Source organism: Serratia sp. L9 (assembly GCF_050632285.1).
Lineage (GTDB): Bacteria > Pseudomonadota > Gammaproteobacteria > Enterobacterales > Enterobacteriaceae > Chania.
Window position 1 is genome coordinate 1,888,737 of the sequence record NZ_CP192591.1, and the last position, 11,764, is coordinate 1,900,500.

The 11,764-nt window shown below is 51.0% G+C and carries 17 protein-coding genes and 1 tRNA gene; 16 read left to right on the forward strand and 2 right to left on the reverse strand.

What is annotated here, in order from left to right:
- The first annotated feature begins 88 nt into the window (after positions 1-88).
- The 12 genes from ACQ86O_RS08980 (at position 89) to ACQ86O_RS09035 (ending at position 7,045) form a co-directional block, all read left to right on the forward strand.
- Complete coding sequence (locus ACQ86O_RS08980) at positions 89-952, forward strand: GTPase family protein (RefSeq protein ID WP_431224942.1); 864 nt, start codon at positions 89-91, stop codon at positions 950-952.
- 92 nt (positions 953-1,044) lie between these two features.
- Positions 1,045-1,872, forward strand: a complete 828-nt coding sequence (locus ACQ86O_RS08985) for a DUF932 domain-containing protein (RefSeq protein WP_431224943.1) — start codon at positions 1,045-1,047, stop codon at positions 1,870-1,872.
- Positions 1,873-2,098: 226 nt separating this feature from the next.
- On the forward strand, positions 2,099-2,797 hold the full coding sequence (locus tag ACQ86O_RS08990) for a WYL domain-containing protein (RefSeq protein WP_431224944.1): 699 nt from the start codon (positions 2,099-2,101) through the stop codon (positions 2,795-2,797).
- Positions 2,798-2,837: 40 nt separating this feature from the next.
- Positions 2,838-3,074 carry a protein YpjK gene (gene ypjK, locus ACQ86O_RS08995; RefSeq protein WP_042015432.1) on the forward strand — a complete coding sequence of 79 codons (237 nt, stop codon included), beginning with the start codon at positions 2,838-2,840 and terminating at the stop codon, positions 3,072-3,074.
- Positions 3,074-3,517 carry a YfjS/YafY family lipoprotein gene (locus ACQ86O_RS09000; RefSeq protein ID WP_431224945.1) on the forward strand — a complete coding sequence of 148 codons (444 nt, stop codon included), beginning with the start codon at positions 3,074-3,076 and terminating at the stop codon, positions 3,515-3,517. Before ypjK ends, ACQ86O_RS09000 begins: the two co-directional genes overlap by 1 nt.
- Positions 3,518-3,540: 23 nt before the next feature.
- A complete protein-coding gene (gene yfjT, locus ACQ86O_RS09005) occupies positions 3,541-4,008 on the forward strand; it encodes a protein YfjT (protein WP_431224946.1) in 468 nt (155 codons plus the stop codon).
- A gap of 76 nt (positions 4,009-4,084) precedes the next feature.
- Positions 4,085-4,324: a DUF905 domain-containing protein gene (locus tag ACQ86O_RS09010; protein ID WP_431224947.1), complete on the forward strand. Its 240-nt coding sequence runs from the start codon at positions 4,085-4,087 to the stop codon at positions 4,322-4,324.
- A 96-nt stretch (positions 4,325-4,420) separates the two neighbouring features.
- Entirely contained in the window at positions 4,421-4,870 is a 450-nt protein-coding gene (locus tag ACQ86O_RS09015) for an antirestriction protein (RefSeq protein ID WP_431224948.1), read from the forward strand.
- Positions 4,871-4,881: 11 nt separating this feature from the next.
- Positions 4,882-5,361, forward strand: coding sequence for a RadC family protein (gene radC, locus ACQ86O_RS09020; protein WP_431224949.1), 480 nt, complete (start codon positions 4,882-4,884; stop codon positions 5,359-5,361).
- Between the two features lie 13 nt (positions 5,362-5,374).
- Positions 5,375-5,710 (forward strand): type IV toxin-antitoxin system YeeU family antitoxin, encoded by a 336-nt coding sequence (locus ACQ86O_RS09025; RefSeq protein ID WP_431224950.1) that lies wholly within the window; start codon positions 5,375-5,377, stop codon positions 5,708-5,710.
- Positions 5,711-5,777: 67 nt separating this feature from the next.
- Entirely contained in the window at positions 5,778-6,098 is a 321-nt protein-coding gene (locus tag ACQ86O_RS09030; RefSeq protein WP_159679994.1) for a TA system toxin CbtA family protein, read from the forward strand.
- A gap of 113 nt (positions 6,099-6,211) precedes the next feature.
- Complete coding sequence (locus ACQ86O_RS09035; protein ID WP_431224951.1) at positions 6,212-7,045, forward strand: DUF4942 domain-containing protein; 834 nt, start codon at positions 6,212-6,214, stop codon at positions 7,043-7,045.
- Between the two features lie 102 nt (positions 7,046-7,147).
- On the opposite strand, the gene ACQ86O_RS09040 is transcribed toward ACQ86O_RS09035, so the two are convergent.
- Positions 7,148-7,224: transfer RNA gene (locus ACQ86O_RS09040), tRNA-Ile, on the reverse strand.
- 147 nt (positions 7,225-7,371) lie between these two features.
- Here ACQ86O_RS09040 and mug point away from each other — a divergent pair.
- The 4 genes from mug (at position 7,372) to ACQ86O_RS09060 (ending at position 9,781) form a co-directional block, all read left to right on the forward strand.
- Positions 7,372-7,857 carry a G/U mismatch-specific DNA glycosylase gene (mug, locus tag ACQ86O_RS09045; protein WP_431224952.1) on the forward strand — a complete coding sequence of 162 codons (486 nt, stop codon included), beginning with the start codon at positions 7,372-7,374 and terminating at the stop codon, positions 7,855-7,857.
- Between the two features lie 237 nt (positions 7,858-8,094).
- Positions 8,095-8,586, forward strand: coding sequence for a hypothetical protein (locus tag ACQ86O_RS09050; RefSeq protein WP_431224953.1), 492 nt, complete (start codon positions 8,095-8,097; stop codon positions 8,584-8,586).
- Positions 8,587-8,676: 90 nt separating this feature from the next.
- Entirely contained in the window at positions 8,677-9,291 is a 615-nt protein-coding gene (locus tag ACQ86O_RS09055) for a protein rhiA (RefSeq protein ID WP_431224954.1), read from the forward strand.
- A gap of 28 nt (positions 9,292-9,319) precedes the next feature.
- Positions 9,320-9,781, forward strand: a complete 462-nt coding sequence (locus ACQ86O_RS09060) for a hypothetical protein (RefSeq protein WP_431224955.1) — start codon at positions 9,320-9,322, stop codon at positions 9,779-9,781.
- Between the two features lie 124 nt (positions 9,782-9,905).
- On the opposite strand, the gene rpoD is transcribed toward ACQ86O_RS09060, so the two are convergent.
- Positions 9,906-11,744 carry an RNA polymerase sigma factor RpoD gene (gene rpoD / locus ACQ86O_RS09065; RefSeq protein WP_431224956.1) on the reverse strand — a complete coding sequence of 613 codons (1,839 nt, stop codon included), beginning with the start codon at positions 11,742-11,744 and terminating at the stop codon, positions 9,906-9,908.
- Positions 11,745-11,764: the final 20 nt, after the last annotated feature.

An 11,764-nucleotide genomic window follows, 5' to 3' on the forward strand; every position in this document is an offset into this window, starting at 1 on the left:
AGACATATATCATCTTCCCGAACACTACTATCCATACGGCGACCCCACAGGTTCGCCGTTGTTGTTTTATTTTATGTCTGGAAAAATCATGAATAAACAAGAAGGCATCAACGTCATCAGCAGGGCGATGGCTGTGCTGCCTGCACAACTGTCTGACACAATCCTGAAACACATTCACTTGCTTACCGACTATGAACCTGTGATCGGCATTATGGGAAAAACCGGGGCGGGGAAATCGTCACTCTGTAATGCGTTGTTTGCCGGTGAAGTATCACCGGTCAGCGATGTGGTGGCCTGTACTCGAGAACCCCTGCGCTTTCGCCTTGAGGTTGGCGAACGGTTTATGACACTGGTGGACCTGCCCGGTGTAGGCGAAAGTGGCGCTCGCGATACTGAGTATGTTGCGCTGTACCGTGAACAGCTTCCCCGGCTGGACATGGTGCTGTGGCTGATTAAGGCTGATGACCGGGCACTGGCGGTGGATGAGCATTTTTACCGACAGGTGATTGGTGAGGCATACCGGCATAAGTTGCTGTTCGTCATCAGTCAGTCGGACAAGGCCGAGCCTGGCAGCGGTGGAGATAAATTGTCCACAGAGCAGAAACAAAATATCAGCCGTAAAATCTGCATGCTGCACGAACTGTTCCAGCCCGTGCATCCGGTGTGCGCTATATCGGTCCGCCTGCAGTGGGGAGTACGGGTGATGGCAGAGCAGATGATTAAGTGCCTGCCACGGGAGGCCAGCAGCCCGGTTGTGGCGCAACTCCAATGCCCCTTTCGCACTGAACAGGTAAAGGAGCTGGCCCGAGACGATTTCGGTGAAACCGTTGGTGTGGTGCTTGATACCGTCAGTGCCTTTCCCCTGATACCCGCCCCGGTGCGGGCCATCATTCAGGCCGTACGCACCACCGTGGTGTCCATGGCCCGCGCCGTCTGGGATTTCTTCTTCTGAGTATTTAACCCTTTCCTGTGATCCCCCAGGCCCTGTCGCTTATGTGACGGGATTTTCCTGTATCTATTTTTCCAGTAATGAGGAGTTTACCTATGACCCGTCTGGCTTCGCGCTTTGGCGCAGCAAACCTTATCCGTCGTGACCGTCCGTTAACCCGTGAAGAGTTGTTTCGGGTGGTGCCCAGCGTATTCAGCGAGGACAAACACGAATCCCGCAGTGAGCAATACACGTACATACCGACAATCTCCCTTCTCGATAGCTTGCAGCGGGAAGGCTTTCAGCCGTTCTTTGCCTGTCAGACCCGGGTGCGTGACCCCGGCCGTCGGGACCACACTAAACAGATGCTTCGCCTGCGTCGTGAGGGACAGATTACCGGTAAGCAGGTACCGGAAATTATCCTGCTCAACTCTCACGATGGCACCAGTTCGTATCAGATGCTGCCTGGGTTATTCCGTGCCGTGTGTCAGAACGGCCTCGTCTGCGGCGAGTCATTTGGTGAAGTAAGGGTGCCGCACAAAGGGGACGTGGTGAGTCAGGTGATTGAAGGGGCCTATGAGGTGCTGGGGATTTTTGACAGGGTGGAAGAAAAGCGGGATGCCATGCAGTCTCTGCTGTTGCCGCCTCCCGCGCAGCAGGCACTAGCAAAGGCTGCGCTCACCTATCGCTTTGGTGAGGACCATCAGCCCGTGACCGAATCGCAGATACTCTCCCCGCGCCGCTGGCAGGATGAGAGCAATGACCTGTGGACCACCTATCAGCGTGTGCAGGAAAACCTGATTAAGGGAGGGCTCAGTGGACGTAATGCGAAAGGCGGGCGGACGCATACCCGTGCGGTGCGCGGCATTGACGGCGATGTGAAGCTCAATCGGGCACTGTGGGTGATGGCAGAGGCCATGCTCAGCGGCTTTCAGCCTGCGTGAGGTCACATTTTTCATCCCTTTTGGTTACGGAGATGTTAACAAGTGACACAACCTGTCATTTTCCGGGGCGCGGACTGCCAGTTTACTGAGCACAAATCTTCGCAGACCTTATTAACCCGTGATTTCCTGCTGACTGGCGGATACCTGCTGCCCGGACATACCCTGTCAGACCCCTCCTTTAGAATCGCTCTTCTTTCAGACAGTTAATCACAACGGAGACACCGTCATGCCATCGACAGTACGTCGCCATGACCGGCTGGCTGTCAGGTTGTCGCTGATAATCAGCCGTCTGATCGCGGGGGAAACGCTGGATATGCGCAGGCTCTCTGCTGAGTTTGGCGTGTCGGTCCGCACCCTGTACAGGGACTTTCGCGAGCGGCTGATATACCTCGACCTGGACTGCCATAACGGCTGCTATCGTCTGCGGACCGGGGGTGGCCCACAGGCCGAGCTGGACGTGCTGACCTTTGTGCACCGTACCGGGGTGGCAGGCCTCTTCCCGGGGCTTGACCGCCGTCTGGTGAGCACCCTGCTGATGTGCGATGAATCCCCCTGCGTGATAGCTCCGGCCGGGCCGGTTACATCGCCCTCCACCGGGCTGTCCTTCTGGCGGCTGGTGCAGGCCATCACGCGGCGCAGGCGGGTGATGCTGATTGCAGAGGGTCGGCGCTGTGAGCGACTGGCTCCCTGTCGGCTGCTCATCCACCAGCAGGCCTGGTACCTGGTGGCCGAACACGATGGGCATATTGCCGTATTCACCCTGGATGAAATCCATCTGGTTCAACCCCTGCAGGAGACGTTCCGCCGTAATGACAGTCTATGCCGTCTGGCAGAAGACCCGGTGTTCATTCAGGCCTTACCCCATTTTCGCTTTATCCAGCAGTCACTGCTTGCGTTTGTTCCGGCTGACTGCCCACCGGAATAGCTCAGGCTTTGTTATCAACCCGGCAACAGGGAGGAGCCCTATGCCCGTAATTGCCATTATCGCCATTGTTGTCATCGTCATCATTCTGAACAAAACCGGGGTGTCCGACAGTCTCACGGCCCTGACACTTGGCACCGTTGCCGCACTGCTGACAGGCGGTGGCGCAGCCGGTGCTGCCAGTGTTGCGCTGACGCCGTTCGTCGGTGTTCCGGTAGGCATTTTCGTGGGGATTTATGTTTTTGCCAAAGTCGTTCGTCTGATTTCAGGAAAAAAATAATGAAACGTAAAACACTCACTGTGCTGGCACTGGTTGCCACCACCCTGTTGCTGAGCGCCTGCGATGACAGGAGTGATGACCTGAAAGCCATCAGCAAATTCAAAGACCTCACGCCTCCGCGCTTCAGTGACGTAGTCAGCCGCCAGGATGATGTCAGTGAGGAATGGACACAGATTGGCTTTTCCACCGGTATCACCCTGCAGGTCTTACGTACCCGTCAGTCGCCGGAAGGTTGCGAGGGCGGCAGTTACTACTATCTGGTGGATATGGAGGAAAAAACCGTGCAGCCGCTGATGAATGCGCTGTGTATTGCCGACAATATCAAACTGGAATACCACGAGGTCACGGACCCGTATACGAAGGAAAAATACTTCGAATACTCCCATGACGGCAAACTGATGGGGCGGCTGCTGATACCGTCAAATCCTGATAATCAGGAATAAAAACAAAGATAAAGGAGACAGGAATGAAAACACATTCACTCAGCCGGTTTGTACTGGCAGGCGTACTGCTCGCGAGCTTTAATGCCTCTGCGGTTCCCGGACTCTGGCAGCAGGGTTACGGCCAGGGCAATGCGGAATACAGCGTGACGGACGCCAGTGGGAAGATGTTTACCATCAACTGTACGGGCAATCCGGACCAGAATGGTATCTACCAGCACTCGGTTTTTCTTACCCTCGCGGGAGACAAAACGGTCAGTTCGCATGATGACGGTACCGACATCACGGTGGTGATGGACCATCAGCAATACGCCATTCCGTCCAGCCTGGGCTGGCGTAACGGGGATAACGCCTGGTACGGCTTCATCATGGATATCCGTAAGGCCTCGCGATTCGAGGTCTACGTCAATGACCGGAAAGTTGGAACGTTTAACCCTGATGTGCAGAATGCACAAAAGGTCCTGCCAACGTTAGCGGACTGCACTAACGACTGATACATTCATTTTCGACATGCAATCCAACCCCGACAGCCACCAGGCTGCCGGGGTTTTCTTTTATCAGGAGCCTGAAATGTTCCAGTCAGTGTTACTGCCACCGGGTCCTTTCACCCGGGCACAGGCGGAAGCTGTCACGGCAACGTACCGCAATATTACCATTGAAGATGACCAGCACAGCCATTTCCGCCTGGTCGTTCGTGATCGCGAAGGCCGGATGGCCTGGCGGGCATGGAATTTTGAACCAGACGCCGGAGCCGGGCTTAACCCGTATATCCGACAGTACGGCATTCTGAATGAGACATCAGCATATTAATTTCTCACGCAAAACCCGTGAGCACGCAGCACGCACATTAATTATTTCCCATCACGCCAGCCAGACACGCTGGCGTTTTTATTCCCGGAGAACACTATGAATATGCACACCTTTACCCCAGATAACGAGCCACAGCTAATTCTCACCGCCACGCCGGTACCCGATGAGCAGCGCATCGGTTTTTGGCCACAACACTTTGGCACGATCCCACAGTGGATAACCTTAGAGCCGCGCATCTTCGTCTGGATGGACCGTTTCTGCGAAGACTACCGCGGCGGTATCTGGCATTTCCACACACTCAGCAACGGTGGCGCGTTTATGGCACCCGAATCTGAGGATGACGAGAAATGGACGTTGTTCAACAATATGAATGGCAATAGCGCGAGAATGAGTGGCGAAGCCGCAGGCATTGCTGTCTGCCTGATTGAGTACAGCCATCACGCCTGTCGTACGGAGTGCGATGCCATGACAGAGCATTATTACCGACTGCGTGATTACGCCCTGCAGCACCCTGAATACAATGCCATTCTTGCCATCATTGATTAAGGAGTTTTGTCATGGAGAAACAACTGACTCTCTTTACACCGGAACTGCCATTGACCTCACTGCGCATCATCAAACGTGCCCTCAGTCTGCTTGACCAACACCTGCGCGAACCGGGTGTGGCATTCACCTCCACACAAGCCGCTCGCGACTGGCTCAGGCTGAAAATGGGAACCCTTGAGCGTGAAGAATTTGTCGTGCTGTACCTCAGTAACCAGAACCAGCTGCTTGCCCACGAAACGCTTTTTACCGGCACCCTCAGTCACACTGAAGTTCATCCCCGCGAGGTGGTGAAACGCGCTCTGTACTTTAACGCGGCAGCAGTGATATTTGCCCATAACCACCCCTCAGGGGAGGTTGCTCCGAGCCAGGCAGACAAAGCCATCACCCAACGACTGGTACAGGCGCTGATGCTGGTGGAAATCCGGGTACCAGACCACCTGATTGTAGGCGGCAGACATATATTCTCCTTCGCGGAGCATGGTCTTCTTTAACAGGAATAAAATTATGAATAAAGATGCTACTCAAAACTGGGGTCTTAAACGAGATATCACACCGTGTTTTGGAGCTCGGCTGGTGCAGGAAGGTCATCGTCTGCATTTTCTGGCAGACCGGGCAGAATTCAACGGTTCGTTCAGCGAGATGCAGGCCCGAGATCTGGATGAAGCTTTTCCGCATTTTGTCGCACATATGGAATTGATGCTGCTCTCCGGTGAGTTGAATCCCCGGTGCGCGCACTGCGTCACGCTGTACCGTAACGGGCTGACCTGTGAAGCCGATACGCTGGGCAGTTATGGGTATGTATATATCGCAATTTATCCATCAAATCAGGTTAAAGACTGATCCTCTGCATCAACTTAGCTTTGTAAGCCATCAAATCTGTCGTTCCTTTCTTTATGAGACTCAACTCATGCAAACCTCAACTGTACCGGCCACGTTGCCGGTTTCGTCACGCCTGTCACCTGTGCAGGTCTGGCAGCAACTTTTAACGTATCTACTGGAGCAGCATTACGGCCTGACACTCAACGACACGCCATTCCATGAGGACGCGGCCATTCAGGAACATATTGAAGCGGGAATAACACTGGCTGATGCGGTGAATTTCCTGGTGGAACGTTATGAACTTATACGCACTGACCGCAAAGGGTTTACATGGCAGGAGCAGGCACCGTTCCTGACCGCTACCGATATTCTCAGAGCAAAGCGAGCTACCGGATTAATGAATACGTAAATTCCTCGAGCATCATTCCTGATTTTTACCTCTGCACTTTCCTCTCTTTTTATTCATCGCATAATGCGCCTGCCACTTCCGGCAGGCGTGTTTGCTTTTATGGACGATTAAAGATGCAAACAGAACCCGACGTGTTAACAGGTCACAACGAACTTATTCTTTCGACCAATATCGAACGTGTGGTCACTGGCCGCGATACCGCACTGAAACAGATAGAACAACTCATTCAGCAGCTTGATTCGATTTCACGGCTAACCTCAGCAATTGGCGGTGGCACAGCGCAAGACTGGGCGATGAAAGCCGGGCACCGTTACGATAGCTGGATGACCGAAAAGGTAGATAAAGCGCTGCCTGCCGTCACCCGCAATATTGACTGCGGTATCTGGCGCGATTTGATGTTGAAGTCTGGCATGATGGCATTGATGGATGCTCAGGCTCGCGACCAGTGGCATAAGAACCTGGAGGAGGGGGATCTGCCTGCCATCAGCGAGGCGAATATCCTCAGTACTTTTGAGCAGCTACATCTGAACAAAATGGATGTATTTGAGCGTGGCATTATCAATGTCTTCAAAGGGCTGTCGTGGGATTACAAAACCAATAGTCCCTGCAGCTTTGGTAAAAAGATCATCGTCAATAATCTGGTGACGCATAACCGCTGGGGATTTAGTTTGAACTGGGGTTGGCGACGGGATCAACTAGCGGACCTGGAGAGAATGTTGTTTCTGCTCGATGGTAAACCGATACCCGACAACCGTGGCGATGTCACTACACGGTTGATGGAGCATATTCGGGACAACCCTTCGAAGGATGTCTACGAAGATGATTTTTTCAGTATACGTTACTTCCAGAAAGGAACCGCACACATCATTTTTAAGCGGTACGATCTGACAGAAAAGATGAATGATATCGTGGCGAAGCACTATCCGAGGATGTTGGCAGCGAGATGAAGAGGGAAGGGAAGCAATTCCTTACCTGACCCATTACCTGACCCGATTCGTATGAAACGAAAAAGGAGTCAGACGATTTCTCATCTAACTCCTTGTTTTATTTGGTGGCCCCTGCTGGACTTGAACCAGCGACCAAGCGATTATGAGTCGCGTGCTCTAACCAACTGAGCTAAAGGGCCAATGTGCGGGATTATACGGTAATCACGGGACGTAGGTCTACAGTGGTGAAACCGTATGGTGTTTTTCTGCGCAGTTATAGCTTGTTGTAATTGCAGGTGGATTTTGCGATAACCACTCTAAACCCCTTTTACGGACCCCTGTTACTTATGGAACTTCTCGCGCCCAACCTGCAGGTGGTGTTCTGCGGCATTAATCCAGGTCTTTCTTCTGCCCATCAGGGCTATCCCTTTGCCAATGGCAGTAACCGCTTCTGGAAAGTGATTCACCAGGCTGGTTTTACCGAACACCAGCTAGCGCCGGAGCAGTGGCGACAACTGCAAGATAATGGTTGTGGTATCACCGCTCTGGTGGCGCGCCCAACGGTGGCTGCCAGTGAACTGTCTCGCGATGAGTTGCGTAGTGGTGGCGAGGATCTAAAAGAAAAAATTCTGCGTTACCAGCCGCGTATCCTGGCCATCTTGGGGAAACAGGCCTACAGCAGTGCATTTGGTCTCCGTAATGTTGCCTGGGGGCGTCAGGACTTGATGCTGGGTAAAACCGGAATTTGGGTATTGCCTAACCCGAGCGGGTTGAACCGTGCCACGTTAGAGCAGCTTACAGCAAGCTACCGTGAGTTATTTTTGACATTGTAAACCGAGGAACTTAACAACGGTCTGTTTTTTTAATTCAGATGGTTAATTTATAGTTTTTAAATTACTTTACATGCAATTATTTCAATTTCCACTATATCCCCTCTGTTACTCATTACGCGGAAAGGGGAATACTTCCCCCGTGTGAAGTTAGTTATCTCAGCTAAAACTTATTCTCATCATCTCATTCGGGATGAGTTGTTGGCAACATGAGCAATTAAGTTCTTCGGGAGAGGTGGTATGCATAATCTGGCTATGGAGGATATACACGGCAAATTGGATGAGTGTCTGGAGTTATTTTCAGGGTTACCGCTGGAAAGCTCACAACGTGAATCACATTTGATCAGTTTTTGTGAGAGATATAAAACAAATATTCTCTCGGTGATGCCTTGGGTTGCCTCGGAGTTTGCTGCTTATTGTGGGTTTGAGGTGTTATTTAGAATTCTGCATTCTCATGGGGGGCGGAAAATTTACCTTCCCAAAGAACTCGATAAATTCAGTTGTCTTTATGGCGTGAATATTCCACAGCACAGCTATCTTAAATTGTATAAAAAGGCTGATTCATCGGGATATCTGGATATTCCATCTACCTGGGGTGTTTTTATCGCGATAAGAAGGGCTGCCTTACAAATAGCGATGAAAGAGGATATTCCTGCAAAGTTATTAACACAAACGTTTGGTATTACTATGCGTAATATCAGGTTAATCAAGTCACGTAATTCTTGTCAGTAAGGAGGTGTGAGCCAGTAAAAGTGTAGCAAACAATAAACAGATCAACAGATCAACAGATCAACAGATCAACCAACTTATAAGGTGAACAATATGACTCAGTATTCAGTGACGTTTAAAAACAACTCTTCAAATTTCGGTTCTGCCTGTATTTATCAAACGCTGCCGGATGTCGATGATCCGCGCATAATGTCATTGGCATGGTTCTCCAAGGCCGCACACCCAGATACCAAAGTGGTATTTGACTGGAGTATCAATTATAGCTTTGTCTGGGACGAAACGGGGCCGCTAGTGCCCGGAGTACGCTTTGATGCTTCACAGACGCTGCCTGCGGATTTGAAAACCCAGAATCAGGTAACGTTAAAATATGAAAATGGTGCTTTTCTGTTTGATAGTCAAGGCCAGGGGAGTCGCAATGGAACCCTGTATGTCGCTCATGATAACAGTCTCCCTCTTAATGTGGCTTCTGTGGGTATTGGTATGTCAGGGGCTGGCACTTTCGTGGCGCAGGCACAGCCTAATTTAAATATCAATTTTACACCACATCCAAAATATTGGATCACATTTGGTAATTATATCCCTGGTCAGGTTCTCGATATCAGTGAAATTACCGAACCGCAGGAGTTGGCATTCCCGCCTAATGTTTATAGTCTAAATGCTGAGCTGCAAATGAATAATACCTGGGTTGTTACCAACAGTGTAGTGTAAATCACTTTTTAACTTATGAGGTACGACTATGATCCTGATTGTGTGTACTGATGATGAAAATTTAATTGCGGTGGCTAATCGTTCCATTATTAAAAGTCCGTTAGTTTTTGGCAGTCGTTATCAGGTGTTTCATGATGTATTACCGGCTTTATCTGTAGATGAAAACCTGTTTATTATTGCTCATGGGGCCTTTTTGGGGGATAACGGATTGCCAGTGATTGGCGATAAGGCTGCCGCTTTTTATCTTAATGGTAATACGCTCTATCAAAGTATCACGGCAATTATTCCTGACCACTATCAAGGGGATATTTATATTGATGCTTGCGAGTCAGCGGATAACACAGAAGAGATGCTCAGTTTTGCAGAAACATTCTATGTTTACTTCCACGATGAGCATAAGGATTCACATGTATTTGGTGTTAATGGTAGCAGCAGTGGGCTGATCCCAATCCCTGGCGATCCGAAGTGGATCCCCGTGGCGTTGGTTTAAAATAAAAAGTAGATACCAGGGAATGAAGAGTAAATAATCAGGAGAAGGATGAAGTATCCAAAAAAATAGCCCCGGTAATAATTATCGGGGCTATCTATTTTATGCAGCCAGGTCTAGAACAGGCTTAGTCATCCAGGAAGCTGCGCAGCACTTCTGAACGGCTTGGGTGGCGAAGTTTACGCAACGCTTTAGCTTCGATCTGACGAATACGCTCACGGGTAACGTCGAACTGCTTGCCCACTTCTTCCAATGTGTGGTCAGTGTTCATATCGATACCGAAACGCATACGTAGTACTTTAGCTTCACGCGCGGTCAGGCCAGCCAAGACGTCGTGCGTTGCAGAACGCAGGCTTTCTGAGGTGGCAGAATCCAGTGGCAGCTCGAGGGTGGTGTCCTCGATGAAATCGCCCAGATGTGAATCTTCATCATCACCAATTGGCGTTTCCATGGAGATCGGCTCTTTGGCGATCTTCAGCACCTTACGGATTTTGTCTTCTGGCATCAGCATGCGTTCGGCCAGCTCTTCCGGCGTGGGTTCACGGCCCATCTCTTGTAGCATCTGGCGCGAAATACGGTTGAGTTTGTTGATGGTCTCAATCATATGCACCGGAATACGGATGGTACGTGCCTGGTCGGCGATAGAACGCGTAATTGCCTGGCGGATCCACCAGGTGGCATAAGTTGAGAACTTGTAGCCACGACGGTATTCAAACTTGTCTACCGCTTTCATCAGACCGATGTTGCCCTCCTGGATCAGATCCAGGAACTGCAGGCCACGGTTGGTGTATTTCTTGGCAATCGAGATAACCAGACGTAAGTTGGCTTCAACCATCTCTTTCTTCGCGCGGCGGGCTTTCGCTTCACCGATCGACATACGACGATTAATGTCTTTCACCTGTTCGATGGTCAGACCGGTTTCTTCTTCGATCTGACGCAGTTTATGCAGGCTGCGCTGAACGTCTTCGTTCACATCTTTCAGCTTTTCTGACCACGGCTTAGCCATTGCCAGTGCCGCTTCGAACCAGGTATCGCTGGTTTCATTACCGGCAAACAGGGTGACGAAGTTTTTCTTCGGCATTTTGCACTGTTCAACGCACAGCTTCATGATAATACGTTCTTGAGTACGAACGCGATCCATCATGGTACGCATGCTGTTGACCAGGAAGTCGAACTGCTTTGGCACCAGGCGGAACTGCTTGAACACTTCAGACAGCTTCAGGATCTCTTCTGCTGCGCTGGCGTGGCTGCGGCCGTTCTTTTTGATCACCAGACGCGTCGCTTCATACTGATCGCGAAGATCGGCAAACTTCTGGCGTGCCAGCTCCGGATCGATGCTGTTGTCGTCTTCAGCGTCGTCTTCTTCGTCTTCGTCTTCTTCGTCGTCATTCTGCTCTTCGGTCGTTAATTCCGAACCGATGTGCGTGGCGGTAGGGGCGATGTCTTCTTCCGCGTTAGGATCGACGAAACCGGTGATCAGATCTGACAGGCGAGCTTCGCCTGCTTCGACGCGATCGTACTGTTCCAATAGATAGGTAATGGCTTCAGGGTACTCGGCAACCGAGCATTGCACCTGATTAATACCGTCTTCGATACGCTTGGCGATGTCGATTTCGCCTTCACGGGTCAACAGCTCAACGGTACCCATTTCACGCATGTACATGCGCACTGGATCGGTGGTGCGGCCAATTTCGGATTCAACGCTGGAGAGCACCTGAGCAGCGGCTTCTTCTGCGTCTTCGTCCGTGTTGTTTGAGTTTTCAGCCAGCAACAGATCATCGGCATCCGGTGCCTCTTCCATCACCTGGATGCCCATGTCGTTGATCATCTGGATGATGTCTTCGATCTGGTCGGAGTCGACGATATCTTCCGGCAGATGGTCATTGACCTCAGCATAGGTCAGATAGCCTTGCTCCTTACCACGGGTGACAAGTAGCTTCAGCTGTGACTGCGGGTTTTGCTCCATAAGACGGTATCCACACTTCA

Coding starts and splice junctions, on each gene's coding strand:
- ACQ86O_RS08980 (WP_431224942.1), top strand. CDS start 89: ATGAATAAACAAGAAGGCATCAACGTCATCAGCAGGGCGATGGCTGTG.
- ACQ86O_RS08985 (WP_431224943.1), top strand. CDS start 1,045: ATGACCCGTCTGGCTTCGCGCTTTGGCGCAGCAAACCTTATCCGTCGT.
- ACQ86O_RS08990 (WP_431224944.1), top strand. CDS start 2,099: ATGCCATCGACAGTACGTCGCCATGACCGGCTGGCTGTCAGGTTGTCG.
- ypjK (WP_042015432.1), top strand. CDS start 2,838: ATGCCCGTAATTGCCATTATCGCCATTGTTGTCATCGTCATCATTCTG.
- ACQ86O_RS09000 (WP_431224945.1), top strand. CDS start 3,074: ATGAAACGTAAAACACTCACTGTGCTGGCACTGGTTGCCACCACCCTG.
- yfjT (WP_431224946.1), top strand. CDS start 3,541: ATGAAAACACATTCACTCAGCCGGTTTGTACTGGCAGGCGTACTGCTC.
- ACQ86O_RS09010 (WP_431224947.1), top strand. CDS start 4,085: ATGTTCCAGTCAGTGTTACTGCCACCGGGTCCTTTCACCCGGGCACAG.
- ACQ86O_RS09015 (WP_431224948.1), top strand. CDS start 4,421: ATGAATATGCACACCTTTACCCCAGATAACGAGCCACAGCTAATTCTC.
- radC (WP_431224949.1), top strand. CDS start 4,882: ATGGAGAAACAACTGACTCTCTTTACACCGGAACTGCCATTGACCTCA.
- ACQ86O_RS09025 (WP_431224950.1), top strand. CDS start 5,375: ATGAATAAAGATGCTACTCAAAACTGGGGTCTTAAACGAGATATCACA.
- ACQ86O_RS09030 (WP_159679994.1), top strand. CDS start 5,778: ATGCAAACCTCAACTGTACCGGCCACGTTGCCGGTTTCGTCACGCCTG.
- ACQ86O_RS09035 (WP_431224951.1), top strand. CDS start 6,212: ATGCAAACAGAACCCGACGTGTTAACAGGTCACAACGAACTTATTCTT.
- mug (WP_431224952.1), top strand. CDS start 7,372: ATGGAACTTCTCGCGCCCAACCTGCAGGTGGTGTTCTGCGGCATTAAT.
- ACQ86O_RS09050 (WP_431224953.1), top strand. CDS start 8,095: ATGCATAATCTGGCTATGGAGGATATACACGGCAAATTGGATGAGTGT.
- ACQ86O_RS09055 (WP_431224954.1), top strand. CDS start 8,677: ATGACTCAGTATTCAGTGACGTTTAAAAACAACTCTTCAAATTTCGGT.
- ACQ86O_RS09060 (WP_431224955.1), top strand. CDS start 9,320: ATGATCCTGATTGTGTGTACTGATGATGAAAATTTAATTGCGGTGGCT.
- rpoD (WP_431224956.1), bottom strand. CDS start 11,744: ATGGAGCAAAACCCGCAGTCACAGCTGAAGCTACTTGTCACCCGTGGT.